General features: G+C 73.4%; 21 protein-coding genes. 13 read left to right on the top strand and 8 right to left on the bottom strand.

Features of this window, described 5'->3' with window-relative positions; all coding sequences use genetic code 11:
• Nucleotides 1–148 precede the first annotated feature (148 nt).
• Nucleotides 149–1,333 carry a damage-control phosphatase ARMT1 family protein gene (locus ACPT94_RS01965; RefSeq protein ID WP_425244923.1) on the top strand — a complete coding sequence of 395 codons (1,185 nt, stop codon included), beginning with the start codon at nt 149–151 and terminating at the stop codon, nt 1,331–1,333.
• Nucleotides 1,334–1,366: 33 nt separating this feature from the next.
• Here the strand turns inward: ACPT94_RS01965 and ACPT94_RS01970 are convergent, their stop codons facing one another.
• Nucleotides 1,367–2,152, bottom strand: a complete 786-nt coding sequence (locus tag ACPT94_RS01970) for an alpha/beta fold hydrolase (protein ID WP_425244924.1) — start codon at nt 2,150–2,152, stop codon at nt 1,367–1,369.
• Nucleotides 2,153–2,161: 9 nt separating this feature from the next.
• Here ACPT94_RS01970 and ACPT94_RS01975 point away from each other — a divergent pair, with 9 nt between their 5' ends.
• Together ACPT94_RS01975 and cyc2 are read left to right on the top strand one after the other, a co-directional pair.
• The gene (locus ACPT94_RS01975; protein ID WP_360330965.1) at nt 2,162–2,305 is read left to right on the top strand and encodes a hypothetical protein; all 144 of its coding nucleotides are present in this window, start codon (nt 2,162–2,164) and stop codon (nt 2,303–2,305) included.
• Nucleotides 2,306–2,449: 144 nt separating this feature from the next.
• Nucleotides 2,450–4,612, top strand: a complete 2,163-nt coding sequence (gene cyc2, locus ACPT94_RS01980) for a germacradienol/geosmin synthase Cyc2 (RefSeq protein ID WP_360330963.1) — start codon at nt 2,450–2,452, stop codon at nt 4,610–4,612.
• Nucleotides 4,613–4,616: 4 nt separating this feature from the next.
• On the opposite strand, the gene ACPT94_RS01985 is transcribed toward cyc2, so the two are convergent.
• Nucleotides 4,617–5,354 carry a CTP synthase C-terminal region-related (seleno)protein gene (locus ACPT94_RS01985; protein WP_425244925.1) on the bottom strand — a complete coding sequence of 246 codons (738 nt, stop codon included), beginning with the start codon at nt 5,352–5,354 and terminating at the stop codon, nt 4,617–4,619.
• Between the two features lie 86 nt (nt 5,355–5,440).
• Here ACPT94_RS01985 and ACPT94_RS01990 point away from each other — a divergent pair, with 86 nt between their 5' ends.
• Complete coding sequence (locus ACPT94_RS01990) at nt 5,441–6,307, top strand: LysR family transcriptional regulator (RefSeq protein WP_425244927.1); 867 nt, start codon at nt 5,441–5,443, stop codon at nt 6,305–6,307.
• A gap of 420 nt (nt 6,308–6,727) precedes the next feature.
• The gene (locus ACPT94_RS01995) at nt 6,728–7,327 is read left to right on the top strand and encodes a PDZ domain-containing protein (protein WP_425244928.1); all 600 of its coding nucleotides are present in this window, start codon (nt 6,728–6,730) and stop codon (nt 7,325–7,327) included.
• Between the two features lie 12 nt (nt 7,328–7,339).
• Here the strand turns inward: ACPT94_RS01995 and ACPT94_RS02000 are convergent, their stop codons facing one another.
• A complete protein-coding gene (locus tag ACPT94_RS02000) occupies nt 7,340–8,095 on the bottom strand; it encodes a metallophosphoesterase (RefSeq protein WP_425244929.1) in 756 nt (251 codons plus the stop codon).
• Between the two features lie 299 nt (nt 8,096–8,394).
• Between ACPT94_RS02000 and ACPT94_RS02005 the strand changes: the two genes are divergently transcribed.
• Both ACPT94_RS02005 and ACPT94_RS02010 read left to right on the top strand, forming a co-directional pair.
• Entirely contained in the window at nt 8,395–9,522 is a 1,128-nt protein-coding gene (locus ACPT94_RS02005) for a M24 family metallopeptidase (RefSeq protein ID WP_425244930.1), read from the top strand.
• 50 nt (nt 9,523–9,572) lie between these two features.
• Nucleotides 9,573–10,550 carry an aminoglycoside phosphotransferase family protein gene (locus tag ACPT94_RS02010; RefSeq protein ID WP_360330945.1) on the top strand — a complete coding sequence of 326 codons (978 nt, stop codon included), beginning with the start codon at nt 9,573–9,575 and terminating at the stop codon, nt 10,548–10,550.
• Between the two features lie 275 nt (nt 10,551–10,825).
• Here ACPT94_RS02010 and treZ read toward each other — a convergent pair whose 3' ends face one another.
• A complete protein-coding gene (treZ, locus tag ACPT94_RS02015; RefSeq protein ID WP_360330942.1) occupies nt 10,826–12,571 on the bottom strand; it encodes a malto-oligosyltrehalose trehalohydrolase in 1,746 nt (581 codons plus the stop codon).
• 186 nt (nt 12,572–12,757) lie between these two features.
• On the opposite strand from treZ, the gene ACPT94_RS02020 reads away from it, so the two are divergent.
• The 3 genes from ACPT94_RS02020 to ACPT94_RS02030 all read left to right on the top strand — a co-directional run bounded on the left by ACPT94_RS02020 (nt 12,758) and on the right by ACPT94_RS02030 (nt 15,242).
• Nucleotides 12,758–13,309, top strand: a complete 552-nt coding sequence (locus tag ACPT94_RS02020) for an FHA domain-containing protein (RefSeq protein ID WP_360330939.1) — start codon at nt 12,758–12,760, stop codon at nt 13,307–13,309.
• A gap of 146 nt (nt 13,310–13,455) precedes the next feature.
• A complete protein-coding gene (locus ACPT94_RS02025; protein WP_360330936.1) occupies nt 13,456–14,775 on the top strand; it encodes a M14 family zinc carboxypeptidase in 1,320 nt (439 codons plus the stop codon).
• Entirely contained in the window at nt 14,772–15,242 is a 471-nt protein-coding gene (locus tag ACPT94_RS02030; RefSeq protein WP_425244931.1) for an SSI family serine proteinase inhibitor, read from the top strand. Before ACPT94_RS02025 ends, ACPT94_RS02030 begins: the two co-directional genes overlap by 4 nt.
• Nucleotides 15,243–15,346: 104 nt before the next feature.
• Here ACPT94_RS02030 and ACPT94_RS02035 read toward each other — a convergent pair whose 3' ends face one another.
• The 4 genes from ACPT94_RS02035 to glgX all read right to left on the bottom strand — a co-directional run bounded on the left by ACPT94_RS02035 (nt 15,347) and on the right by glgX (nt 21,854).
• Complete coding sequence (locus tag ACPT94_RS02035) at nt 15,347–16,588, bottom strand: M14 family zinc carboxypeptidase (protein ID WP_360330930.1); 1,242 nt, start codon at nt 16,586–16,588, stop codon at nt 15,347–15,349.
• A gap of 67 nt (nt 16,589–16,655) precedes the next feature.
• Nucleotides 16,656–17,300, bottom strand: coding sequence for a GNAT family N-acetyltransferase (locus ACPT94_RS02040; protein WP_425244932.1), 645 nt, complete (start codon nt 17,298–17,300; stop codon nt 16,656–16,658).
• 18 nt (nt 17,301–17,318) lie between these two features.
• Nucleotides 17,319–19,664, bottom strand: a complete 2,346-nt coding sequence (treY, locus tag ACPT94_RS02045; protein WP_425244933.1) for a malto-oligosyltrehalose synthase — start codon at nt 19,662–19,664, stop codon at nt 17,319–17,321.
• A gap of 72 nt (nt 19,665–19,736) precedes the next feature.
• Entirely contained in the window at nt 19,737–21,854 is a 2,118-nt protein-coding gene (gene glgX, locus ACPT94_RS02050; protein WP_360330921.1) for a glycogen debranching protein GlgX, read from the bottom strand.
• Nucleotides 21,855–22,045: 191 nt separating this feature from the next.
• On the opposite strand from glgX, the gene ACPT94_RS02055 reads away from it, so the two are divergent.
• From ACPT94_RS02055 to ACPT94_RS02065, 3 genes are all read left to right on the top strand, one after another.
• Nucleotides 22,046–22,900 (top strand): Tat pathway signal sequence domain protein, encoded by an 855-nt coding sequence (locus ACPT94_RS02055; protein ID WP_360330918.1) that lies wholly within the window; start codon nt 22,046–22,048, stop codon nt 22,898–22,900.
• 64 nt (nt 22,901–22,964) lie between these two features.
• Nucleotides 22,965–24,287 carry a copper amine oxidase gene (locus tag ACPT94_RS02060; protein WP_425244934.1) on the top strand — a complete coding sequence of 441 codons (1,323 nt, stop codon included), beginning with the start codon at nt 22,965–22,967 and terminating at the stop codon, nt 24,285–24,287.
• Nucleotides 24,288–24,389: 102 nt separating this feature from the next.
• Nucleotides 24,390–25,628 carry a DUF5919 domain-containing protein gene (locus tag ACPT94_RS02065; protein WP_360330913.1) on the top strand — a complete coding sequence of 413 codons (1,239 nt, stop codon included), beginning with the start codon at nt 24,390–24,392 and terminating at the stop codon, nt 25,626–25,628.
• The last annotated feature ends 29 nt before the right edge of the window (nt 25,629–25,657 follow it).

Here is a 25,657-nt window from a genome sequence, read left to right on the forward strand (position 1 = left end):
TCTGCGGTCGCGGCACGGCTGCGGATCGCCGTGCGGGACGTCCCCGGACAGCGGTGGGGACGAGACCGTCCCCGGCTCGGCCGCCGGCGGCCTCCGGCGCACGTCGCGCGCCACGGACGTCGTACTCCCTCGCGATACGGTGAACCGCATGCCCGACACCCCCGCCCCGCCCGTGATCCTCGGCGACGAGCCCGGCTCCTTCCCCCACGGTGTCCTGGCCGAACGGCACCCCGCGATCATCCGGCAGGTACGGGACGCCTTCCCGTACGGCCCCGACATCCACCACGCCCTCGACGCGCTGCTGGCCAGTTGCACCGAGGGCGTGATCGAACCGCTTCCCGCCGACGCGCACGACCGGGACCGGTGGCGGGCCTGGGGACTGGACGCCTACACGGGCCGGTCGTGGTTCGAGGTGCCCTGGCTGTGGTCGGAGAGCTACTTCTACCGCCGACTCCTCGACGCCGTCGGCTACTTCGGCCCCGGTCCCTGGCAGGGCATCGACCCGTTCCGTCCCTTCAAGCTCGCCGAACTCGACGCCCGCGAGACCGACGAGGAACTCGCCGCGCTCGACGGCCTCGCAGCCCGACCCGCCGAGGAGCGGGCCCACGCCCTGCTGCACGGCTCGCTGTGGGGCAACCGCGCCGACCTCGGCTTCCGCCTGTCCGACGCGGGGGCGGAGGGCCGGGCCGCCGTACCGGCACTGGTCGCCGACGACAGCGAGGACCTCTGGCCGCTGCTGCCGGCCTCGGACGCGGCCACCGGCACGCTGTGCCTCGTCGCCGACAACGCCGGCCGCGAACTGATCCCCGACCTCCTCCTCGCCGCCCACCTCCTCGCCCACGGGCGGACCGGCCGGGTCGTCCTGCATGTCAAGCCGTATCCGTACTACGTCTCCGACGCCACGACGTCCGACATCGTCGACGCCCTGCGCAGGCTGACGGCCGCACCGGGCGAGGCCGCCGTGTACGGCCGGCGCCTGTGGGCGGCCATGGCGGACGGGACCCTCGCGGTCCGCGCCCACCCCTTCGCCGCCGCCCCGCTGCCGTACGCGCGGATGCCGGACGACCTGCGCGCGGAGTTCGCCGCGGCCACCCTCACGCTGGTGAAGGGCGATCTCAACTACCGCCGTCTCGTGGGCGACAGGCTCTGGCCCCCGACGACCCCCTTCACGGACGTCACCGCCCACTTCCCCGGCCCGGTCGCCGCCCTGCGCACCCTGAAGTCCGACGTGATCACCGGCCTGACGGCGGACACCGAGGCCGCGCTGGTGGCCGCCGAGGGGCAGCGGTGGCGGACGGGCGGGACGCGCGCGCTGATCCAGGTGCGGAAGTGAGGGCGCTGAGGCAGGCGCGAAAGTGAGGGAGCGTCAGGGCCGCTCGCCGTCCAGGTCCGCCTTCAGGAAGTCCTCCACCACCCGGATCAGTTCCAGGGGCGTCTCGTCCATCGGGTAGTGCCCGGCCGCCGGGAGTTCGCACAGCTCGGCGCGCGGATACCAGCGCAGCCACGTCTCGCGCATCAGCTCCGCCGAGAGCGCCGGGTCGAGGGCGCCGGTCACGGCGAGCGCGGGAACGGTCGCCCCCTCGGCCCGCTCGTGGAAGTCCTCCCCGGCCCACGAGTCCAGCCAGGCGCGGAACGCCTTGGGGTCGCTGACCTCCAGCGAACGGGCGACCATCCGGTCCAGCCAGGCGGCGGGGCGACGGCCCCCGGTCGTGATGTCGAGGATCACGCGCCGGTTCTCCGGCCTGTGCGCCGCGTCCGCGAACAGCTCCCACTGCTCGGGAGGCAGCGCCAGGCCCGACGCGGGCACCGGGGACACGCCGACCAGCCGGCGCAGCCGGTGCGGGGCGTGCGCCAGCAACCGCTGCCCGACCGCGCCGCCCATCGAGTGCCCGACCACCGAGAACCGCTCCCAGCCGAGCCGGTCGGCCAGCGCGACGAGGTCCCACGCGGCCTCCGCGGTCGCATACGTGCCGCCGAGGTCCTTGGCGGCGCCGTAGCCGCGCAGGTCCACCAGCGCGTATTGGAAGGCCGTACGGTCCAGGTCGGGCAGGACGGGCGCGAACGCGGACCGGTCGGCGAACCAGCCGTGCACCGCGAACACCTTGTGGGCACCGTCGCCGTGCAGCTCATGAGGGAGCACGAAAGAGGTCATGCGAGCAGGGTGACCGGTGCTCAGGGGCCCGGCAAGGGCGTGCGGCAGGCCGCCCCCGAACGAGGGATCGCCGAGTCGGCGGCCGCCCGGAACGCGAAGACGGCGCACAGCGCGGCGGCGCCCTGCGCGCGCCTGACCGCCCGACCGACCTGACCGCCCGACCGGCCCGACCTGACCGGGCAGAGCGTGAAGCGGACAATTCCCCTGCGACGCAAGGCCTTGCGGCCGGTTCACGCGATGGTGTGATCATGTGCCGCCCCGTGGATGGCCGTTGGCGGGCGCGGGTAGGGCCCGGCCATGACGCAGCCGTTCGAACTCCCGCACTTCTACATGCCGTATCCCGCGCGACTGAACCCGCATGTCGACGAGGCCCGCGCCCACTCGACCGAGTGGGCGCGCGAGATGGGCATGCTGGAGGGATCCGGGATCTGGGAGCAGGCCGATCTGGAGGCGCACGACTACGGCCTGCTCTGCGCCTACACCCACCCCGACTGCGACGGTCCCGCCCTGTCACTGATCACCGACTGGTACGTGTGGGTGTTCTTCTTCGACGACCACTTCCTCGACATGTTCAAGCGGACGCCGGACCGCGCGGCGGGCAAGGCGCACCTGGACCGGCTGCCGCTGTTCATGCCGCTGGACCTGTCGACTCCCGTGCCCGAGCCGCAGAATCCGGTCGAGGCGGGCCTCGCCGACCTGTGGGCTCGTACGGTGCCCGCGATGTCGGCCGACTGGCGCCGTCGTTTCGCCGTCGCCACCGAGCATCTGCTCAACGAGTCGATGTGGGAGCTGTCCAACATCAACGAGGGGCGGATCGCCAATCCTGTCGAGTACATCGAGATGCGCCGCAAGGTGGGCGGCGCCCCCTGGTCGGCCGGGCTGGTGGAGTACGCGACCGCCGAAGTCCCGGCGTCCGTCGCCGGGTCGAGGCCGCTGCGCGTGCTGATGGAGACCTTCTCCGACGCCGTGCACCTGCGCAACGACCTGTTCTCCTACCAGCGTGAGGTCGAGGACGAGGGCGAGAACAGCAACGGCGTACTGGTGCTGGAGAAGTTCTTCGGCTGCACCACCCAGGAAGCCGCGGACACCGTCAACGACATCCTCACCTCCCGCCTCCACCAGTTCGAGCACACCGCCCTCACCGAAGTGCCCGCGCTCTCCCTCGACAAGGGCCTGCGGCCCGACGAGGTCGCCGCCGTCGCCGCGTACACCAAGGGACTTCAGGACTGGCAGTCCGGCGGCCACGAGTGGCACCTGCGCTCCAGCCGGTACATGAACGAGGGCGCGACCTCCACCTCCCCGTGGCAGAAGCCGACCGGCCCGGGCACCTCCGCCTCCGACATCGGTGCGCTGCTCGCCTCAGCCGCCGCCGAACGTCTGCGTGCGTACACGCACATGCCGTACCAGAAGGTCGGGCCGTCCCTGCTGCCCGACTTCCACATGCCCTTCCCGGTGGAGCTGAGCCCGCACCTGGACCGGGCCCGCCACACCCTGGTCGAGTGGACGCGCCGCATGGGCATCCTGTCCGAGGGCGTCTGGGACGAGGACAAGCTCGCCGCGTGCGACCTGGCGCTGTGCTCGGCGGGCCTGGATCCCGACGCCACGCCCGAGGCCCTGGACCTCAGTGCGGCATGGCTCGCGTTCGGCACCTACGGCGACGACTACTACCCGCTCGTGTACGGCCACCGCCGCGACCTGGCCGCGGCCCGGGCCACCACGGCCCGTCTGTCGGCCTGCATGCCCGTCGACGGCGAGGACGCCGTCGTCCCGGTGAACGCCATGGAACGGTCACTGACCGACCTGTGGGCACGGACCACCGCGCAGATGACGCCCGACCAGCGGCGCACCCTGCGCGAGGCGGTCGACACGATGACCGAGAGCTGGGTGTGGGAGCTGTCCAACCAGCTCCAGAACCGCATCCCCGACCCCGTCGACTACCTGGAGATGCGGCGCGCCACCTTCGGCTCCGACCTCACCCTGAGCCTGTGCCGCATGGGCCACGGCCCCGCCGTCCCGCCGGAGATCTACCGCAGCGGCCCCGTCCGCTCCCTGGAGAACGCGGCCATCGACTACGCCTGCCTGATCAACGACGTCTTCTCGTACCAGAAGGAGATCGAGTACGAGGGCGAGATCCACAATGCGATCCTCGTCGTGCAGAACTTCTTCGGCTGCGACTACCCGGCCGCGCTCGGCGTCGTCCACGACCTGATGACCCAGCGCATGCAGCAGTTCGAGCATGTCGTCGCCCACGAACTGCCCGTCCTGTACGACGACTTCGACCTGTCCGCCGAGGCCCGCGAGGCCATGCGCGGCTATGTCACCGACCTCCAGAACTGGCTGGCGGGCATCCTGAACTGGCACCGCGAGGTCGACCGTTACCAGTCGGCCCACCTGGCCCGCCGGGCCCACGGCTTCCTCCCGGACCGCCCGCCGGCCGTCCCCGCCCTGCCGGTCGGCTGACGTCCTACAAGGGCCGGGCCACCGACCGGTGCGCCGCGTGCTCGACGGCGGCCCGCGCCAGCCCCCGGACCACCGGGTGCGGGTGCGAGCCGTCGCCGTACAGCTCCGGCTGGAAGAGGGAGGTCAGGAAGAAGGGGTGGCCGGGGAGTTCCGCCATGCGCACCGCACCCGTCGTGTCCCGCCCGCAGAAGCGCAGGCCGTGGGCGCGGAGGGTGTCCAGATGGCGGGACGGGCCGTAGTGGCAGGAGTACCGCTCGACGGTGTGGTCCGCGCCGACCAGGGCGTGGGCGAGCGAGCCGGGCTCCAGCAGGACGGTGTCCTCGTGGCCGGCGAGGGAGCAGGCCAGCGGTTCGATGAGGAAGTCGTCGGCGTCCGGGTCGTTCTCGGCGTGCGCCACGTGCGGCAGCCCGCAGACGTTCCGGGCGAACTCCAGCAGCGCGTGCTGGAAGCCACCGCAGGTGCCGAGGAAGGGGATGCCCGCCTCGCGTGCGGTGCGGATCGCGGACAGGACGCCCGCCTCGCTGCGGTACGGGCTGCCCGGCACCACCCACACCGCGTCGAAGCCGCGTACGGCGTTCTCGGCCTCGGCGTCCTGCGAGGGGATCCAGTACGCGTCGAGGACCAGCCGGTCCCGGGAGGCGAGGGCGTCCAGCAGAAGCGGGACGCGGGTGTGCGAGACGACGTTGGGGGAGTGGTCGCCGACGAGGGCGACCTTGGCGATCTGAGCTGCGCTGTCGGTCATGCCCTCATCCTCGGAGCGGGCCGTCGTTCACGTCCAACGATGATTCCTGCTCCCTCCATAAGCAGAACTGATGCAACCCTGGGCGCATGGACCCGCACCTCCTGCGCACCTATGTCATGGTGGCCCGCCTCGCCTCCTTCTCCGAGGCCGCGCGCGCCCTCGGCTACACCCAGTCGGCCGTGTCCCAGCACATCGCCGCCCTCGAACAGGACCTCGGCGCTCCGCTGCTCACCCGCCGCCCCGTCGCCCCGACGGCGGCCGGCGAGCGGCTCCTCGAACACGCGGGCCCGCTGCTGCTGCGCCTGGACGCGGCCCGCGCGGACGTCGCCCGCATGGCCGCCGCCCCCGCCCACGGCCTGGCCCTGGCCACCTCGCCGACCGCCCTCACCTCCGCGGCCGTCTCCGCGCTTCCACCCGCCGGCGTGACACTGCGCGTCCTCGCCCGTGACGAGGTCCCCGCCGCCGTCGCCACGGGCACGGCCGACCTGGGCCTCGTCGACGGCCTCGCCGCCCCCAGCGACCCGCTCCGCCTCCCCGACGTGGCCCCGCTGACCACGTACGGCGTCGGCGAGGAACCCGTCTGCGTCCTGCTGCCCGCCGCCCACCCCCTCGCCCGGCGCCCGGGCCTGCGCCTCGGCGACCTCGCCGACGCCCGCTGGATCGACGCCCCCGACACGGGCCTGCCCCTGGCCCACCTGCGCGCCGCGAACGGCGGCCACGGCTTCCGCACCGCCCTGCGCTACGACGGCACCGACGTCCGCGTCCTGACCGCCCTCGCCGCGGCGGGTCACGGCCTGACCCTCCTGCCCCGCTCGGCGGCGACCGGCGTACCGGGCACGGCAGCCGTCCCGCTCGACGAGCCGCGGCTCGTCCACCGGGTGCAGCTCGTGCACACGGGGACCCCGACGGGGGCGGCGCGGGCGGTGGCGGAGGCGCTGTCCGTGCGGGGGTGAGGTGCGCCCGGGGCCCGCCCGGGCCCCGCGCGGGGGGGGGGGGGCGGGGGCGGTGGCGGCGGCGGTGGCGGTGGGGGGGTGCGGTGCGCGGGGGCCCGGCCGGGCCCCGGCGCGTCGAGGGGAGCTCGGCGGGCCGGGCCATGCGGTGGCGTGCCGTGAACGACGTGGCCGAAGGGGGCGTGAGGCTGGTCACGGCGGTCGGGGGCTGACGCACGTCGGTGAGGGATCCGGGTGAGCACTCCCTGGGGGAGCCGGGGCGGCCCCGCCGGGCGGTCCGCGGGTGTCCGAGCCGTACGTCCGCCGGACGTCGGGTGCCGTCGGTCCGGCGGCGAATACCGCTTCTGACCCTGCGTCAGTCTCACTCGTTCGTGGCTCGTGCGGCCCCGGTGCGCCGGGTAGACCACCAGCCGGAGGCGATCCATGAAACACACTGCGTTGCGTCCCAAGCCGATGCCCGGGCAGGAGCCCGGCGGCGGCACCCGCTCGGGCGGCCCCGGCCGACGCCCGCACGCCGCGCGCCGGCGCGGCCGGCGGCTGACGACCCTGCTGTTCGGCCTGTTCGTCGGCCTGGTCCTGGTTCTGTCGGGTGTCGGCCTCGGCACCGTCGGGGCCACCGTGATCGGCATGAGCAAACTGGCCGAACTGCAAGGGCGGCCGGGCCAGGGGGTGACGGGAGCACCGGGTGCCGCGTCCGCTCCGGCAGGTCCGAGTCCGACCGCGTCGACCGGGCCGGCCTCCCCGTCACCGGACCGCGCCGACGTCAGCCTGGGCGTGGAGATCGTGGACGCGGACAAGTCGGGCGCGAAGATCGTCGCCGTCCATGTGCCCGGCCCCGGCTACACGGCCGGGCTGATCCGTGGTGACGTCCTGCTGATGTTCGGCGGGGCACGCATCGACTCGGCCACCGACCTCGTGCGAGCGGTCGACGAGGCGCGCCCGGGCAGGGAGGTGACACTGACGGTGCGTCACCGCAGCGGTGGCTACCAGCAGTTGGTGGTGGTCCCCGGCGTCGTCACCTGACGGGCCGGACGGTCAGACGACTACCCGGAAGTGGCTCGTGAGCCGCCGTTCGTCGTCCAGTACGTGGAAGGCCAGCCCGACCGGCGCCTCACGGTCGGCGACGTGGTCGCCCTCCCACGGCAGCCGCAGCGTCCATGTCACGCCGGGCCCGACGACCAGCGGCCGCCCGGCGAAGGTGGTGGCGGCGGGCGTGTGGGCGTGGCCCGTGACGACCCCGGCGATCTCCGGACGGCGCTCCAGCAGGGCGGCCAGCCGGCCGGGGTCGCCCAACTGGTAGGAGTCGGGCAGGGGGTGGTGCAGCGCCACCGGGGGGTGGTGGAAGGCGAGCAGCGCCGGAAGGTCCCCGTCCAGTTCCTCGAGGGTCTCCTCGATCCAGTCGTACGTCTCCTTCGTCAGGGCGCCGTCGTCCTCGCCGGGGATGCTGGAATCGCACATCAGCACCGCGCCCCCGTCGAACACGTGCACGCTGTTGACCGGCCCCTCGGTGGCGGGCTGCCCGAGCAGGGCCTTGCGGTACGGCATGCGGCTGTCGTGGTTGCCGGGGCAGGTGAGCACCGGGAAGGGGGTGCCGGGGTCCCGCAGTCCGAGGATGCGCGCGGCCTCCTCGTACTCCGCCTCCGCCCCGTGGTCCGCGATGTCACCGGTGACCAGCAGCGCGTCCACCCGTCCGGGCAGGTTCCAGAGCCGGTCGCGCACCCGCTCGGCCCGCTCGGTGGCCCGGGTGCTTCCGTCCAGGTGCAGATCGCTGATGTGGGCGAGTACGAGCACGGCTGTCGGCCTTCCTCACGTGGTGACTAATGCGATGTACGCATCCAACCATTACTTCTAATGGAGTGGCAACGTATCAACCATTAGGTGAGGGAGTGCTCCGGGTCGTGGGGATGGTCCGGCATCGGCCCTCCAGCGCCCCGGGGACCGGGAGCCGGACGTCCTCGCTGCCCCGAGGCGCGCCCCTTTCCCACCGTTCCGCGCGAAAGCCACGCAATCGGCTCGCGCCGCCCCCGCTGTCCGGGCAGGATGCTGCCCGTAGCCAGCACGTCCCGTACAAGCCCGCCAGGGAGGCCCGGATGACCGGCAGCACGCCCGCGCCCTTCACCGCCGACGACTACCGGGCCCGTATGGAGCGGGCCGCACGCGCGGCCGGCGACGCGGGACTGGCCGGGCTTCTGGTGGCGCCCGGCCCGGACCTCGTCTGGCTCACCGGCTACGCGCCCACGGCCGTCACCGAACGGCTCACCCTGCTCGTCCTCGCCCCCGGCCGGGATCCCGTCCTCGTCGTCCCCACCCTGGAGGCCCCCGACGCCGCGAAGGCGGCCGGCGCCCCGGTGCTGACCCTGCGGGACTGGACCGACGGCAAGGACCCCTACGCCGTCACCGCCGCGCTCCTCGACGCCCGCGGACGCTTCGGCGTCAGCGACAACGCCTGGGCGATGCACCTGCTGGGCCTGCAGAGGACCCTGCCCGACAGCTCCTACGCCTCCCTCACCGAGGCCCTGCCGATGCTGCGGGCCGTCAAGGACGCGGCGGAGCTGGAACTGATGGCGGCCGCGGGCGCGGCCGCTGACGCAACGTTCGAGGAGATCCGGAAGGTTCCCTTCGCCGGCCGCAAGGAGTCCGACGTCGGCGCCGACCTCGCCGATCTGCTGCGGCGCTTCGGGCACTCCCAGGTCGACTTCACCATCGTCGCCTCCGGGCCGAACGGCGCCAACCCGCACCACGAGGTCGGCGACCGCGTCATCCGGCGCGGCGACATGGTCGTCCTCGACTTCGGCGGCCTGAAGGACGGCTACGGCTCCGACACCTCCCGCACCGTCCACGTCGGCGAACCCACCGACGAGGAGCGGCGCGTCCACGACCTGGTGCGCGAGGCCCAAGAGGCCGGTTTCCGCGCGGTGCGGCCCGGCGTCGCCTGCCAGGACGTCGACCGCGCCGCCCGCGCGGTCATCGCCGACGCCGGCTACGGCGAGTACTTCATCCACCGCACCGGCCACGGCATCGGCGTCACCACGCACGAGCCGCCGTACATGATCGAGGGCGAGGAGCGGCCCCTCGTGCCCGGCATGTGCTTCTCCGTGGAGCCCGGGGTCTACCTGCCCGGCCGCTTCGGGGTCCGGATCGAGGACATCGTCACGGTGACCGAGGACGGCGGCCGCCGTCTCAACGACACCACCCGCGAGATGGTCATAGTGGACTGAGGTATTCCGTGGAGTCCCCGGCACCCACCCCGAACAGCGACGGCGCGACCATGACCCAGCCACCCACCCCCACCGCGGACACCGTCCGCCGACTGGTCCGTGCGCTCCTCAAGGAGGGCGAGGAAGGCACCAAGGGCAGGAACGGCGCGGGCGGCCCCGCCGGATTCGACGTACGGCCCGTCCGCGAGAGCGGCGAGCAGTGCACCTGGTGGGTCGGCGCCCGCCACGTCCTCAGGCTCGCCCCCGACCGCGACGCGGCCGTCCGCCAGCGCCGCGAACTGCGGCTGCGCGACCTCGTCCGCCCGCACGTCCCGGTCACGGTGCCGACGAGCGTCGCCCACGGCGAGTGGTCCCCGGGACTCACCTACACCCTGGACACCAAGGTGCCCGGAGGCACCGGCGAGGAGCACGACGTGTCCGCCGTCGGCGAGGCCGACCTGGCCGGACTGCTCGGTGGGCTGCGCGAGGTGCCGCCCCGTCAGGCCGAGGCCCTCGGCGTGCTCCGCGCCGCGCCCCGTTCCCTGGAGGCGTTGCGCCGCAGGGCCGTGGCCGCCGCCGCACGCCTCGCCCGCGCCGACGAGTTCGACGCGGCCCGCCTCCACCAGCTCACCCCGCCCGGCGCGGCCCAGCTCGCCGCCCAGCCCGCCACCGCCGTCCTCGTCCACCACGCCCTGCGGGGCGAGCACCTCGTGGTCAGCGCCGACGGCCGGGTGCGCGGCGTCCTGGACTGGAGCCGGGCGGTCCTCGGCGACCCCGCCGAGGACATCGCCGGCCTCGCGCTCGCCGTGGGCTCCGGCGCCGCCGTCCGCGCCGCCACCCTGGCCGGCTACGGCGCCCGCCCCTGCCTGCGCGGCCTCTGGCTCGCCCGCTGCGACACCGTCATCCACCTCGCCGAACGCCTCGCCGGCCCCGGCACCGACCCCCTGCCCCTCCTGCGCACCCAGCTGCGGCGGGCCTGGGAGGCGATCCTGCTGGAGCGGGTGACGGAGCTCCGCGGGGACGACGGCGGGGCGGACGAGGAGCCCTGACCGCCCGGCTGCCGGCGCCCGCCGGGCGGTCACCGGTTGTCCGGTCCCGCGGTCACTGCCCGTCCGCCTCGGCGTCACCTTGCGCGTCCCGCGCGGTCCCCACCGCCGCCCCCGGCTGTCGGCGCCCGCCGGGCCGTCACCGGTTGTCCGCCCCGGCGTCACCCGGCGCGTCCCGCGCGGTCCTCAGCGCCCGTCCCGGCGCTCACGCCCGCTGGCCGTCACCGGCAGCCCCGCCCGGGCCTTGCCCTCATCCGCGTCCCCTGCCTGCCCCCGGCTCACTCCTGCTCCAGCACCACACACGCCTCCCCCGGCACGTGCAGCAGCCCGTCCGGGCCCGGGGCCTCGACCGGTTCCCACGCCGCGAGGACGCGTGCGGGGCGGGGGCCCAGGGGGATCGCGGCGGGATCCTTGCCGAGGTTCACGGCCACGCGGACGTCACCGCGGCGGAAGGCCAGCCAGCGGGCCCCCGGGTCGTGGGCGACCTTGAGGTCGGCGAGGTCGGGGTCGGTGAGGTCGGCCTGGGCGTGCCGCAGGGCGATCAGGCTGCGGTACCAGGCCAGCACGCGCGCGTGGGGCTCGCGATCCGGCTCGGACCAGTCCAGGCAGGAGCGTTCGCGGGTCGCCGGGTCCTGCGGGTCGGGCACGTCCTCCTCGGCCCAGCCGTGCGCGGCGAACTCCCGCCGCCTGCCCCGTCGTACCGCCTCCGCGAGCTCGGGGTCGGTGTGGTCGGTGAAGAACTGCCAGGGGGTGCCGGCGGCCCACTCCTCGCCCATGAACAGCATCGGCGTGAACGGGGCGGTCAGCGTCAGGGTGGCCGCGCAGGCCAGCAGGCCGGGGGAGAGGGTGGCCGAGAGACGGTCGCCCTGGGCGCGGTTGCCGATCTGGTCGTGGGTCTGGTTGTAGCCGAGGAGCCGGTGCGCGGGCAGCCGGGCGCGGTCCAGCGGGCGCCCGTGGTGGCGGCCCCGGAAGCTGGAGTACGTGCCGTCGTGGAAGTAGCCGCCGGTGAGGGTCTTGGTGAGCGCGGCGAACGGGTCGCGCGCGAAGTCGGCGTAGTAGCCCTGGGACTCGCCGGTGAGGGCGGTGTGCAGGGCGTGGTGGAAGTCGTCGTTCCACTGCGCGTGCAGGCCCAGGCCGCCCGCCCGGCGGGGCGTGATCAGCCGCGGGTCGTTGAGGTCGGACTCGGCGATGAGGAACAGTGGTCGGCCCGTCTCGGCGGCGAGGTCGTCCACGGCCGCCGACAGCTCCTCCAGGAACGGGTACGCGCGCGTGTCGGCCAGCGCGTGCACCGCGTCCAGGCGCAGCCCGTCCAGCCGGTAGTCCCGCAGCCAGGCCAGCGCGCTGCCCACCAGATACGCCCGCACCTCGTCCGAGCCGGGCGCGTCCAGGTTGACGGCGGAACCCCACGGCGTGTGGTGCGTGTCCGTGAAGTACGGCCCGAAGGCGGGCAGGTAATTGCCGGACGGGCCCAGATGGTTGTGCACCACGTCCAGGACGACGCCGAGCCCGAGCTCGTGGGCCCGGTCGACGAACCGCTTCAGCGCCTCGGGCCCGCCGTACGGCTCGTGCACGGCCCACAGGGAGACGCCCTCGTAGCCCCAGCCGTGCCGGCCGGGGAAGGGGCACAGGGGCATCAACTCGACGTGGGTGACGCCGAGTTCGGCGAGGTGACCGAGCCGCTCGGCGGCCGAGTCCAGCGTGCCCTCGGGCGTGTACGTGCCGACGTGCAGCTCGTACAGGACCGCGCCCGGCAGCGGGCGCCCGGACCACTGCGCACGCCACGCGTACCGGTCCTGGTCGACGACCGCGCTCAGGCCGTCCGGCCCGTCCGGCTGGCGGCGCGAGCGCGGGTCGGGCAGGACCGGGCCGTCGTCCACCGCGAAGCCGTACCGCGAGCCGTCCGCGGCCTCCGCCTCGCCGGTCCACCAGCCCGCCCGCCCGGGATCACGCTCCAACGCGCGCGTGGCGCCGTCGCACTGGAGCGTCACACGATCGGCCTGCGGTGCCCACACCTCGAACTGCACGGACGGTTCCCCTTCGTCTGCTCACCGGGATGTAGCCCGTCCCATCGTGCTCCAAACGAGATCGATCCGCTGCGGGAACACCCCCTTCGCGGCGAGTGTCGCGACGGATGTCCTCGGGCACGTGCGTGGGGTCGCCGTTTTCCCGTTTTCTGGACACCCGGGGTTCACTGACCGACAATCACCTGCGTGACGTCGTCCTTCGAGTTCAACACGTACCCCGCGCGACTGTCCGACGCGGAGCGCGACAAGGCGCTGAAGGTGCTCCGTGACGGCGTCGCCATGGGCCGTCTGTCGCACGACACCTTCATCCGGCGCATGGAGCTGGCGCTCGCCGCCCGCCGTTCCGACGAGCTCGTCGCCCTCACCGCCGACCTGCCCAAGGAGAGCCGCCTCTCGCGCCTCGTCTTCGGCACCGTCGAGGCGGTCTCCGGCTTCACCGTCCGGCTGCGCCGGGCCTGGCAGGCCGAGCGGCTGCCCAAGCTGCTGCTGCCGCACCCCGGCACCGAACACGCCCTGCGGATCGGCCGCGACCCCGCGAGCGGTCTGAGGCTGACCCACGAGAGCGTCTCGCGCGTGCATGCCGAGCTCAGCCGCCAGGGCGGCATGTGGGTCCTGCGCGACCTCGGCTCGACCAACGGCACCACCGTCAACGGGCGCCGTGTGATCGGCGCGGCCGTGGTCCGCGAGGGCGACCAGGTCGCCTTCGGACGGATGGCCTTCCGCCTCTCGGTGAACTGAACCCCGCCGCCAAATCGAGCCGCCCAAGGCGGTGTTGACGTACCTCCCGTGCCATGACTCACTGTGCGTACACCGCGTACAGCTGGTGAACCGACGGCGCTCCGACGCGGAGGTGTGTCCTGCCGCCACTCCTGCGCTACCCGACCGTGGACGAACTCGCGGCCCACGCGGCCGCGCTCGTCGCCCGCCGGCCCGGGGACGCCCGGCTGCGCCGCGTCGGGGTCTCCCGTGCGGGCACGCCCCTGTGGCTGCTCTCCGTCGGCCACGGCGCCCGTCAGGCCCTCGTCGTCGCCGGACCGCACGCCAACGAGCCCGTGGGCGGCGCCACCGTCCTGTGGCTGGCCGAACGCGTCCTCGCCGACCCCCGGCTCACCGAGGGCGCCGACACCACGTGGAACCTGCTGCTGTGCCTCGACCCCGACGGGCTGCGCCGCAACGAGGGCTGGCTGTCCGGCCCGTACACCCTCGGCCGCTACTTCCGGCGGTTCTTCCGCCCCGGCTTCCTCGAACAGCCCGAGTGGCTGCCCGAGGGGGCGGCGGCCGCCACGCTGCCGGAGACCCGGGCGCTGCTCGGCCTCCAGGACGAACTGAAACCTTTCTTCCAGTGCTCGCTGCACGGCGTCGACGTCGGCGGCGCGTTCGTGGAACTCACCCGTGACCTGCCCGGACTCCCCGAGCGCGTGGCGCACACCGCCGCCCACCTCGGCATCCCCCGCGAACTCGGTCCCTACGACACCCTGTACTGGCCCAGCCTGGGCCCGGCCGTCTATCGGATCCCGCCGCCTCGTCCGAGCGATCTGGCCGCCGCCATCACCGAGGCCGCCGTCGAGTCGACCTGGTACCACCCGCACCGGCACGGCACGGTCACCGCGGTCGTCGAGGCGCCCATGTGGGGCGTCGCCGCCGTCGAGGACGACTCCCCGCCCGCCGACCGGGACGCCGAGCTGCGCAGCCTGAGCCGGACCCTGCGCCACGACACCCGGGTCCTGGAACGCGTCCTCGCGCGCGTGCGGCCCCGTCTCGCCGACACCCCCGACACGGCACGCCTGCTCGCACCGGTCGACGACTACGTGCTGGTCTGCCCCGGCCTCGCCGACGCCTGGGACCCCGACACCGCCGACCCCGCCCACCCCCTCCCGCCGCTCAGCACCGCCCATCTGGCCGCCCTGCGCATCGCCGGCCGCCGTCTCGCCGTACGGACGGCGGGCCTGCTGCACCAGCTCGTCACCGGCGCCGGACCCGAGCCGGCCGGCGCGCTGGCGGAGCTGGACGGGCTCATCGACGCGTGGTGCGCCGACTACGAGGACCGCGGGGCGCGCTGGATCCCCGTCGCCCGCCAGGTGGAGTACCAGGCGCAGATCGTGCTCGCCGCTTTCGAACTCGCCGAACGGCGGACCTCCGCCCCCGCACGATCGGGTGAGCCGGACTGGGGAACGCAGACCGCCGTGCCGATGCACCGGGAATGAAACACTTCCCCACACACAGCCTCCTGGCCGCCCTGCCGGCCACGGCCGCCCTGGTCCTCACCGCGGTCACCCCCGCCCAGGCCTCCGCTGCCGGCGACACCGGCAACTGGCTCCGGCTCACGGTCACCGAGGGCGGCTCCCACACCGACGAGACCCGCGCCACCCTGCTCCTGTGCGACCCGCCGCAGGGCCACCCCCGCGCCGCCGAGGCCTGCGCGCAGCTGGCGGCGGCGGACGGCGACCTCCGTGCCGTCCCCACGCGGAAGGACGCCGTCTGCATGCTCGTGTACGCCCCGGTGACCGCGCACGCGAGCGGCCAGTGGAACGGCCGCCCGGTCGAGTACGAGAAGACCTTCGCCAACCGCTGCGCGATGGACGCGGAGACGGGCGCGGTGTTCGCCCTGGACGACACGCAGCAGCCGGAGCTGCCCGATCTGCCCGGCCTGCCCTCGCTGCCGGAGGACTGAGGCCGGAGGACTGAGACCCGGGCCTGGGACCCGCGACACGGTTTCGGGCACGCGCGCGTGCCCGAAACCGCCTCGTCCCGCACCCCCTCCGTGGACTGCGGGCCCTACGTGGCCCCCTCGCGCGCGTGCAGCGCCGCGGCGACGACCGTGCGGGACTGGTGCTCCACCTGGTGCTCCAAGGGCACCCAGCGGGCGCGGAAGCGTTCGGCGAAGGCCTCGCTCCAGGTTTCCACCAGGCGCCCCAGTTGGGGGGCCGCGTCGTCCTCCCGCTCCTGCAGGACCCGCCGCAGCATCGCCGCCGCCCGCAGCGGCAGCCGGCGGGCGAAGGCGTCCACGCTGCCGACGTACGCCATCGTCGTGTCGGCCGGCGGGGTGTGGGTCCAGTCCGCCGCCAGGCCCGGCACCAGCTCCAGTGCCCAGCGAGCCGCCCTCAGCAACGGGCCGTCGACGCCGTCGAGGCGCGGCAGCGCCTCCGTGAGCACCCGCTCCACCTCCCGGGTGTCGCGCAGCAGCCGGACCGCCAGGCGCCGGATCGCCGCGGCCGGGGCGGGGTGCGGGGCGGGGTCGTCCACCAGGTCGCTCGCCCACATCGGCACCTCGACGACCGCCGTCAGACCGCCGTAGCGATGGGCGTGGTACCAGGTGCTGTGCCGTGCGTCGTCCGGCATGCTCGGGTACGCCACGCCCGCGCCCGGCTCCGGCATCACGTGCACGCCGGGCCCGGACGCCGGCCAGCCCGCCGCGTCGGACGCGCCCGTCTCCACCGGGATGTGCAACTGCGCCGCGGACTTCGCGAACGGTTCGGCGAGACCCGGGATGTCCTTCGTCAACTGCACCCAGCTGCCGCCCAGATCGGTGCCGTGCAGCGTCACCTGGAGGTAGGGCCGCAGCTCGTCGATGACCCGGGTCAGCGCGCGGGTCTCGGGCGGCAGCCGGTCGGGCGGGAGGACGGCGGGCGACCACTCCGGCTGCTCCGGGCCCGCGGGCCGGAAGAAGCCCAGGTGGTACTCGAGCAGGCTGCGCGGCGCCGGTGTCACGTGCAGGCTCGCCCCGTCGGGGTCCGCGCACAGCAGGAAGTGCCACGACATGCCGTCCCGCAACTCCCGTTCCCGCAGCACCCGTTCGGCCAGGGCCAGCAGCGTCGGCCCGCCGGTCGGCTCGTTCGCGTGGGCCCCGGCGACCACCAGCACGGCCCGCCGGGCGTGCCCCACGGACAGCAGGTGCAGGGGCCGCCCCGCGCGGGAGAGTCCCACCTGCCGCAGCACGCACAGACCGGGTTGGAGCGCGGCCAACGCCCTCGCGGACGAGGTCAGTTCGGTCACCGTGGGGTAGCGCGGCTCCGGCAAGGAGACTCACCCCCGTCACGTCCGCCCGGCCTTCGCATCCGCAGTACCCCACGTACTTGACGCGGTGTCAAGGACGCGGTGGGGGAGCTTCCGGGGAGCGCCCGGACGCATCGACGGCGGACACCGTCCGGGCGACCACCCAGTGGTTCTTGCCCAGGCGCCGGCTCCGGGCGAACCCGCGGCTCTCGAACAGCGCCACGGTGCCGTTGTGCAGGAACGACGCGGACACCGACCGGCCGGCCGCGTCCTCCGGGTAGCTCTCCACCGTCCCACCGCCGAGCCGCGCGATCTCGCGCAGCGCGCCGTCGAGCGCGGCGGACGCGACACCGTGACGCCGCCGTGCGCGGTCGACGAAGAAGCAGGTGATCCGCCAGTCCGGCAGTCCGGCCGCGCCGCGCCCTTCGCCCTCCTCGCCGAGCCCGGCCTCGTAGGCCCGCCGGCGCTTGATGCGCGGCAGCTCGGCGGGCGGCCCGAACTGACACCAGCCCACGCACTGCGCACCGTCGTACACGAGCGCGGCGTGCGCCCGGCCCTCCCGGACGCGGGTCTCCTTCTCGGCGCGGTTCTGCGCCGGCGTCCTCGTGCGCCCGACGCCCTCCGCGTGGAAGGCCATGCACCAGCAGCCACCGAACACACCGCCGTGCCGCTCGACCAGCCGCGCGAAGTCCGCCCAGGTGTCCCCGGACAGCCGTCTCACCGTGTAGTCCGCCATGCCTGCCTCCCGCCGGCCTCAGCCCACCCGCTCCAGCAGAACCACCGGCCGCCGCGCGAACAACTCGGCCACACGCGTGTGTCCCGTGAACTCCCGCCCGCGCACAAGGACGTCGGCCCACCTCCCCGGTGGCAACGCCAGCCGGGTCTCCCGCCAGCCACCCCCCTCCGCCAGCCGCAGCGACAGCCGTGTCACGGCCGTGACGACCTCACCGGAGCGCGCGAAGGCCAGGCAGTGGCCGGCGGCCGGCCCCTCGGCGGTCAGCGGCTCGTACGTCGCCGCCTCCCCGAAGACCTCCGGGCGCCGCCGGCGCAGCCGCAGCGCCGCCGCCGTCACCTCCCCCTTGTCGCCGGAATCCTCCGGCGGGAAGGGCACGGGACGGCGGTTGTCCGGGTCCACCAGCGCCCAGTACTCGCTCTCCGTGCCCTGGTAGACGTCCGGCACCCCCGGCATCGTCAGGTGCACCAGCGCCGTGCCCAGCACGTTCGCCCGGATGTGCGGCCCCAGCGCGTCCCGCAGCGCGGCCACCCGCTCGCCCGGCGGCCCGCACGGCCCCGCCGCGACGAACGCCGCCACCGCCTCCTCGTACGGCGGTTCCTGCTCCGTCCAGCTCGTGTAGAGGCCCGCCTCGCGCACATGCTTGAGCAGCGCCTCCTGGACGCGCTCCGGTTCCGCCGGGCCGAGCCCGAACACCGTCTGCCAGGCCGCCCACGCCGTCTGCCCGTCCGGTACGGCCTCCTCGGCCCGCGTCACCTGCTCCAGAAGCTCCGCCCAGCGCCCCGGGCACTCGGTGAGCACCGCCAGCGCGGCCCGCACGTCGGCGCTGCGCTTGGTGTCGTGCGTCGACACGACCGTCCCGGCGACCGGCCAGTCGCGCTGCACGCGCGCGCAGTAGGCGTGGAACTCCTCGGGGGACACGCCCTGGCGGCCCGGATCGCCGCCCACCTCGTTCGCCGACAGCAGCGGCGCATACCGGTAGAACGCCGTGTCCTCCACCGACTTGGCCCGCAGCGCGGACGCCGTCTGAGCGAACCGCGTCCGGAACTCCACCGCGGCCGGCCCCGCGCCCCGCCCCAGCACCAGAGCGCGCACCACGTCGACCGCGCCCGCCTCCTCGGGGACGACGAAGGCGTGCCGCGCCTCCTCGGCCGCCTCCGCGGTGACGACGGCGGCCGGGTCGCCCGAGGCGTACGGCCGGTAGACCTCCATGCGCACGAGCAGTTCCTCCAGGGCCGTGCGCAGCGCCCAGGGGGCCCGGTCGCGCAGCGCGGGATCCGGGGAGGTGGCGCACACGCGGACGGCCGTCCGGGTCAGCCGGTCCACCTCGGTGGCCAGCTCGTGCGAGAGCACCGCGTACGCCGCCCGCCGCACGGTCGCCGCCCAGTCCCCGCCCCGGTCCGTCTGCGGGGCCGCGAAGCGCCGGTAGAGCTCCAGGAGTTCCCCGGCACCCGCGGGGTCCGTGAAGAGGCCGTCGACGTGCCGGAGGGCGTCGTAGCCGGTGGTGCCGGCGACCGGCCAGGCGTCCGGCAGGCGCTCCCCGTCGGCGAGGATCTTCTCGACGACCGTCCAGCGGCCCCCGCTCGCCTCGTGCAGCCGCGCCAGGTACGCGTCGGGGTCGGCGAGCCCGTCGGGGTGGTCGACGCGCAGCCCGTCGACGACCCCCTCGTGCAGCAGCTGGAAGATCTTCGCGTGCGTGGCCTCGAAGACCTCCGGGTCCTCCACCCGCACCCCGATCAGCTCCGAGATGCTGAAGAACCGCCGGTAGTTCAGCTCGGTCCGGGCCAGCCGCCACCACACGGGCCGGTACCACTGCGCGTCCAGCAGCTGCGGCAACGGCAGGTCCTCGGTGCCCTCGCGCAGCGGGAAGGCGTGGTCGAAGTAGCGCAGGACGTCTCCGTCGACGCGCAGCTCGTCCGTCACCTCGCCCAGCGGCCCGCCGAGCACCGGCAGCAGCACCTGCCCGCCCTGCGCCTCCCAGTCGATGTCGAACCAGCGCGCGTACGGCGACTTCGGGCCCTCCCGCAGGACCTCCCACAGGGCGCGGTTGTGGCGGGGGACCATGGCCATGTGGTTCGGCACGATGTCCACGACCAGCCCGAGCCCGTGCTCCCGCGCGGTGCGCGCCAGCGCCCGCAGCCCCTCCTCGCCGCCCAGTTCCTCGCGCACGCGCGCGTGGTCCACCACGTCGTACCCGTGCAGGGAGCCCGGCACGGCCTCCAGGACGGGCGACAGATGCAGGTGCGACACACCGAGCGAGGCCAGGTACGGCACGGCCGCCGAGGCGGCCGCGAACGGGAACCCGGGCTGCAGCTGGAGCCGGTAGGTGGCCGTGGGCACGACAGGGGCAGGGCGCTCAGGGGTCATGGAGACCTACGTACCCGCCCTGCCCCCTTTCGTGTCATCGGGCCCGCCAGGTGGGCGGAACCGGGGTCCGGCTCAGGCCGGCCGCTGCAGCACCGTCATGCTCCGGTCCACCAGCGTCAGCCGGTCCCCGGCCGCGACCTTCGCGCCGTCTCCCCGCCCGACCGGCTCCGGGTTCGCCGTGTCCACGACCACCTGCCACTGCCGCCCGTGGTCGACCGGCACCACGAACTCCAGGGGCCGCGGAGAGGCGTTGAACATCAGCAGGAAGGAGTCGTCGGTGATCCGCTCGCCGCGCGCGCCGGGTTCGGAGATCGCGTTGCCGTTGAGGAACACCGTCAGCGCGGACGCCTGCGCCGAGTTCCAGTCCCGCTGGGCCATCTCCTTGCCCTCGGGGGTGAACCAGGCGATGTCCGACAGGTCGTCGTGGGTGCCCTCCACGGGCCGCCCGTGGAAGAAGCGGCGGCGGCGGAAGACCGGGTGCTCCTTGCGCAGCCGCACGATCGCGCGGGTGAAGGCGAGCAGCTCGCCGCCGTCCTCCTCCGCGTCGGGCCACTCCACCCACGACAGCTCGTTGTCCTGGCAGTAGGCGTTGTTGTTGCCGCGCTGGGTGCGCGCCATCTCGTCGCCGTGGCTGATCATCGGCACGCCCTGGGACAGCATCAGCGTGGCGACGAAGTTCCGCATCTGCCGGGCGCGCAGCTCCAGCACCGCCGGGTCGTCGGTCTCGCCCTCCACCCCGCAGTTCCAGGACCGGTTGTGGCTCTCGCCGTCCCGGTTGTCCTCGCCGTTGGCGTCGTTGTGCTTGTGGTCGTACGCCACCAGGTCGTGCAGGGTGAACCCGTCGTGGCAGGTCACGAAGTTGATCGAGGCCAGCGGGCGGCGGCCGTCGTCCTGGTAGAGGTCGGACGAGCCGGTCAGCCGGGAGGCGAACTCCGCGAGCGTGCGCGGCTCGCCCCGCCACAGGTCCCGCACGGTGTCGCGGTACTTGCCGTTCCACTCGGTCCACAGCGGCGGGAAGTTGCCCACCTGGTAGCCGCCCTCGCCCACGTCCCACGGCTCGGCGATCAGCTTCACCTGGGAGACGACCGGGTCCTGCTGCACCAGGTCGAAGAACGACGACAGCCGGTCCACCTCGTGGAACTGGCGGGCCAGCGTCGCCGCGAGGTCGAAGCGGAACCCGTCGACGTGCATCTCGGTGACCCAGTAGCGCAGCGAGTCCATGATCAGCTGGAGCACGTGCGGGGACCGCATGAGCAGCGAGTTCCCGGTGCCCGTGGTGTCCATGTAGTAGCGGGGGTCGTCGGTCAGGCGGTAGTACGACGGGTTGTCCAGGCCCCGGAAGGACAGTGTCGGGCCCAGGTGGTTGCCCTCGGCGGTGTGGTTGTAGACCACGTCGAGGATGACCTCGATCCCGGCCTCGTGCAGTGCCCGCACCGCCGACTTGAACTCCAGCACCTGCTGCCCGCGGTCGCCCCAGGAGGCGTAGGCGTTGTGGGGGGCGAAGAAGCCGATGGTGTTGTAGCCCCAGTAGTTGTTCAGGCCCATGTCGACCAGACGATGGTCGTTGACGAACTGGTGTACGGGCATCAGCTCCAGAGCGGTGACGCCCAGCTCGGTGAGGTGTTCGATGATCGCCGGGTGCGCGAGCGCCGCGTAGGTGCCGCGCAGCTCCTCCGGCAGCCCCGGGTGGCGCATCGTCAGGCCCTTCACATGGGCCTCGTAGATCACCGTGTGGTGGTACTCGGTGCGCGGGCGCCGGTCGTCGCCCCAGTCGAAGTACGGGTTGACCACGACCGACGTCATCGTGTGCGGCGCCGAGTCCAGGTCGTTGCGCCGGTCGGGTGCGCCGAAGTGGTAGCCGTACACCTCCTCGCCCCAGCGGACCGAACCGCTGACCGCCTTCGCGTACGGGTCGAGCAGCAGCTTCGCCGAGTTGCAACGCAGCCCCCGCCCGGGGTCGTACGGGCCGTGCACGCGGAAGCCGTAGCGCTGCCCCGGCATGATGCCCGGCACGTACGCGTGCCGCACGAACGCGTCGCTCTCCCGCAGTTCCACCGCCGTCTCGGAGCCGTCGTCGTGCAGCAGACACAGCTCTACTCGGTCCGCGGCCTCCGTGAAGACCGCGAAGTTCGTACCGGCGCCGTCGTACGTGGCGCCGAGGGGATATGCCTCTCCAGGCCAGACCTGCATGGATACGACTCTTTCAGGTGTGCCGCCCCGCTGGGGGTGCCTTGGCATCGAGTCTCCCGGAAAGTGATGGAACCACCTGTGACTTACGCACCTCTTACCCATCGACCAGCGCACACGCCGGCCGACGGCGGGTGCCTAACCAGTGGGGCAATCACGTACTCCCGGGGCACATGGGGGAGTAGGGGGAAGATGTGCGCACGACAGTGCGCCGCCACCTGGGCAAGGTGGTGGCAGGCGCGGCCATAGCGGTGGCCGCTACGGCCGCGATGATCGCGATCACCCTGCCGGGCACGGCAGGGGCGGAAGGAACCGGAGGGAGCACGAGCGGACAGGGCGCGCGGCAGGCGGCCGGAGCCCAGGGCGCCGGACAGAGCGCCGGGCAGGGCGCCGGGCAGCAGGGCGGCTCGGCCGCGGTCGGGCCCGGAGTGGTCGAGGACGCGCCGGCCGAGGGGGCGAAGGGCCAGGGCCGCGACCCGCTCACCGACGACGAGATCGCACGGGTCCAGGGCATCGCGGTCAACCGGCAGCTCCTGAACTCCAGCGAGGACGTCGACGGCGACCGCGGCCCGCAGCGCCTGAGCGTGGACCTCGCCGAGCCCGAGGCGGACGAGGTCGACGACCCGGACGCGCCCCGGCGCGCCGAGGTGACCTTCTACGACTACAAGAACGACACACTCGTCACCAAGACCGTCAACCTCGACACCGGCAAGGTCGAGAACACCGCCAGTCAGCAGGGCGTCCAGCCGCCGCTGAGCGCCGCCGAGCAGGCCGAGGCGGCACGGCTGCTGATCGCCGACCCGCTGGGCGCGGGCATGAAGGCGGACTACAAGGACGCCACCGGCAAGGAACTCACCTCGCCGGACCAGTTGGTGCTCGCCGGCATGGTGTACCGCGCCTCGCCGGGCGCCCAGCCCGCCGTCCTCGACCAGTGCGGCATCCACCGCTGCGTCCGGCTGCTGCCGAAGGTCAGGAACGGGCCGTGGATCGACACCCGGTCCTTCGTGATCGACCTCAGCGCCCGCAAGGTGGCCAGGCTCGCCGGCTGACCCCTCCGTCCAGTTGTCCAACCTTCACCTCCCGTCGTAGGGATGCAAAGGGAGTCCTGTCCTCATGCGCGTGAACAGAAATAGCCGTGCCCGCAAGGGAGCGGCCCTCGGTCTGTCCGTGGCCGCGCTGGCCGCCGCCGCGACGACCACCGGCACCGGCCCCGCCGCCGCCCAGCCGAAGGCGGCTCCGGCGGCGGCCGCCGACTGCAGCGCCGCCTACCGCATCCAGCAGAAGCTCTCCAACGGCACCACCTGGAGCATGTGCTGGCGCTTCGAGGCCAAGTCCGGCCTCATCCTGGAGAAGATCTCCTACCAGCCGCCGGGCGAGGCCCGTCCGATCCAGGTCCTCAACAGCGCCAAGCTCGCCCAGATCCATGTGCCGTACGACGACGGCAAGAACGAGTACAACGACATCACCGACTACAACTTCGGCTCGGGCCTGGTGAACATGGCGCCCGGCGAGTGCCCCGGCGGCACCATCAAGACGGTGAAGGTCCCCGAGGCGTACAACAGCGAGAACCCGAACGTCAAAGGCCTGTGCACCACGACCCGCGCGCGCGGCCACGCCTACCGCATGCAGACGGACTCGGGCAAGGTCTACCAGGCCCAGGGCAAGGACCTGCTCGTCTACACCGTCAACAAGGTCAGCTGGTACGAGTACATCACCGAGTGGCGCTTCTCCGACGACGGCACCATCAACATGAACGTCGGCGCCACCGGCAGCCTCTCGCCCTTCGACTACGACGCCGGCGACGGCCGCGGCTGGCCCATCGGCAAGGGCGCCAAGGCCTACGCCACCAGCCACAACCACAACGTGTTCTGGCGGCTCGACTTCGGCCTCGACGGCTCCTCCAACACCAAGGTCGAGCAGTACGACTCGGTGGTCAGCCCGCCCGCCCCCGGCGGCCAGGGCCCGACCAACAAGACCACCCGCACCACCGTCACCAAGGAACTCGCGGGCGACGCCGCGAACATGCGCTGGTGGCGTGTGGTCAGCGCGACCGGCAAGAACAAGGACGGCCACGCGCGCTCCTACGAGATCGTCCCCGGCGCCACCAGCAAGTACCCGGGACGCGCCTTCACGAAGCACGACGTGTACTTCACCGAGTACAACAGGTGCGAGCAGTACGCCAACAACAACGTCCGCCTCTGCGGCAACCCCCAGCACGGCTACTCCCTCGACAAGTGGGTGAACGGCCAGACGCTCACGCACCCCGTGACCTGGGTCAACGTCGGTTTCCACCATGTCGCGCGCGATGAGGACCAGCAGCCCATGCCGGTCCACTGGCAGGGCTTCTCGATCGCCCCGAGGGATGTCACCGCCATGAGTCCGCTCACTCCGTCCGCCCTCGCGGGCGAGAACGGGCAGCCGAACATCGGCAGTTGAGAAACGACCTGTCCATCCGGCTGCACCGCCGACCGCTCCCGGAGTACCCTTCCTTGATCGTTGGGACGGGGAGTGCTCGGGGGAGCGGAAGGCGGTGCTTGGGTGGGCTCGGGAGGGCTGGAGCTGCCCCCTGGTGACGAGGGTCACGAGGGGGGCTCCTCCACAGACGTCCCGCCCGGCACGGTGTCCCTGGCCCGGCCGATGGAGGGCGCCATCGGGCCGGAGCTGGACTGGGACGCCGACGCCTGGCGGGAGGTGCGCACCCGCGCCCAGCGGGCCGGCCGGGCCTACATCTGGCTCAACCTCGTCGAACAGCGGCTGCGCGCCGTCGTGGCCGCCGTGCTGCGGCCCATCTACGAACCCGTCAACGGCGACGAGTGGGTGGTCGCCGCGGCCGGTCCCGCCGGGCAGGAGTGGGTGCAGCGCGCGGTCGCCGTACGCGAGGTCAGCCGCCGCAAGGGCTATCTGCTCGACCCGGCCGACGACAACGTGATCTCCTTCCTCACCCTGCCCCAGCTGCGCGAGCTGATGGTGCAGCACTGGCCGTGCTTCGAGCCGTACTTCGACGACCGCCGGGACGTCGAGCTCGCCCTGGACGAGCTGGAGGTCACCCGCAACGTGGTCTCCCGCAACCGGGCCCTCTCCGAGGCCGTCCTGGGCCAGGCCGAACGGGCCTCCGCGCGCCTGCTGGAGATGCTCGGCACCGGCGGCGACGTGCCGTCCGCGCGCCGGCTGCCCGTGGACGCGGTCGAGGACCTCGTCGGCGACCGGTACGCGGACGTGGTCGCCGTCCACTCCGACCGGGTGAGGCTGCTGCGTCAGTTCCCCGCCGAGGACATCTTCGACGGCGCCCGCCGCCTGGACGCCATCGGCATCGGCCTCAATCTGCTCGTCCAGAACTTCTCCGGCCGGCGGCTGGTCCGTCTCGCCGAGGCCGGCGCCCGCGTCCGGCTGCTCTTCCTCAACCCGGCCTCCAGCGCGGTCAAGCGGCGCGAACGGGAACTCGGCATGAAGCGCGGCGAGTTGAGCCGTGCCGTGGAGATGAACATCCTGCACATGCGCCGCGTCCGCTCCCGCCTGCGCGACCCGGGCGCCTTCCAGATCCAGGTCTACGACGAGACGCCCCGCTTCACCGCCTACCTCGTCGACGGCGACGGCTCCGACGGCATCGCGGTCGTGCAGTCCTACCTGCGGCGCATGCGCGGCATGGAGGCGCCGGTGCTGGTCCTGCGGAACGGCAACCGGGTGGTCAAGTCGGGCGAGGTCGACGAAGGGGGACTTTTCGCCGCCTATCGCGAGGAGTTCGAGCTGGCCTGGGCTGATTCGCGACCAGTGTCCTGAACTGTCCTGTTCTTCCTTCTCGCTTGTCG

It is taken from the genome of Streptomyces aurantiaciflavus, from assembly GCF_049808595.1.
Taxonomy (GTDB): domain Bacteria; phylum Actinomycetota; class Actinomycetes; order Streptomycetales; family Streptomycetaceae; genus Streptomyces.

Excerpts from the sequence above, each read along its gene's own strand:
- ACPT94_RS01965 (WP_425244923.1), top strand. The coding sequence starts at position 149 with ATGCCCGACACCCCCGCCCCGCCCGTGATCCTCGGCGACGAGCCCGGC.
- ACPT94_RS01970 (WP_425244924.1), bottom strand. The coding sequence starts at position 2,152 with ATGACCTCTTTCGTGCTCCCTCATGAGCTGCACGGCGACGGTGCCCAC.
- cyc2 (WP_360330963.1), top strand. The coding sequence starts at position 2,450 with ATGACGCAGCCGTTCGAACTCCCGCACTTCTACATGCCGTATCCCGCG.
- ACPT94_RS01985 (WP_425244925.1), bottom strand. The coding sequence starts at position 5,354 with ATGACCGACAGCGCAGCTCAGATCGCCAAGGTCGCCCTCGTCGGCGAC.
- ACPT94_RS01990 (WP_425244927.1), top strand. The coding sequence starts at position 5,441 with ATGGACCCGCACCTCCTGCGCACCTATGTCATGGTGGCCCGCCTCGCC.
- ACPT94_RS01995 (WP_425244928.1), top strand. The coding sequence starts at position 6,728 with ATGAAACACACTGCGTTGCGTCCCAAGCCGATGCCCGGGCAGGAGCCC.
- ACPT94_RS02005 (WP_425244930.1), top strand. The coding sequence starts at position 8,395 with ATGACCGGCAGCACGCCCGCGCCCTTCACCGCCGACGACTACCGGGCC.
- ACPT94_RS02010 (WP_360330945.1), top strand. The coding sequence starts at position 9,573 with ATGACCCAGCCACCCACCCCCACCGCGGACACCGTCCGCCGACTGGTC.
- ACPT94_RS02030 (WP_425244931.1), top strand. The coding sequence starts at position 14,772 with ATGAAACACTTCCCCACACACAGCCTCCTGGCCGCCCTGCCGGCCACG.
- ACPT94_RS02040 (WP_425244932.1), bottom strand. The coding sequence starts at position 17,300 with ATGGCGGACTACACGGTGAGACGGCTGTCCGGGGACACCTGGGCGGAC.
- treY (WP_425244933.1), bottom strand. The coding sequence starts at position 19,664 with ATGACCCCTGAGCGCCCTGCCCCTGTCGTGCCCACGGCCACCTACCGG.
- glgX (WP_360330921.1), bottom strand. The coding sequence starts at position 21,854 with ATGCAGGTCTGGCCTGGAGAGGCATATCCCCTCGGCGCCACGTACGAC.
- ACPT94_RS02060 (WP_425244934.1), top strand. The coding sequence starts at position 22,965 with ATGCGCGTGAACAGAAATAGCCGTGCCCGCAAGGGAGCGGCCCTCGGT.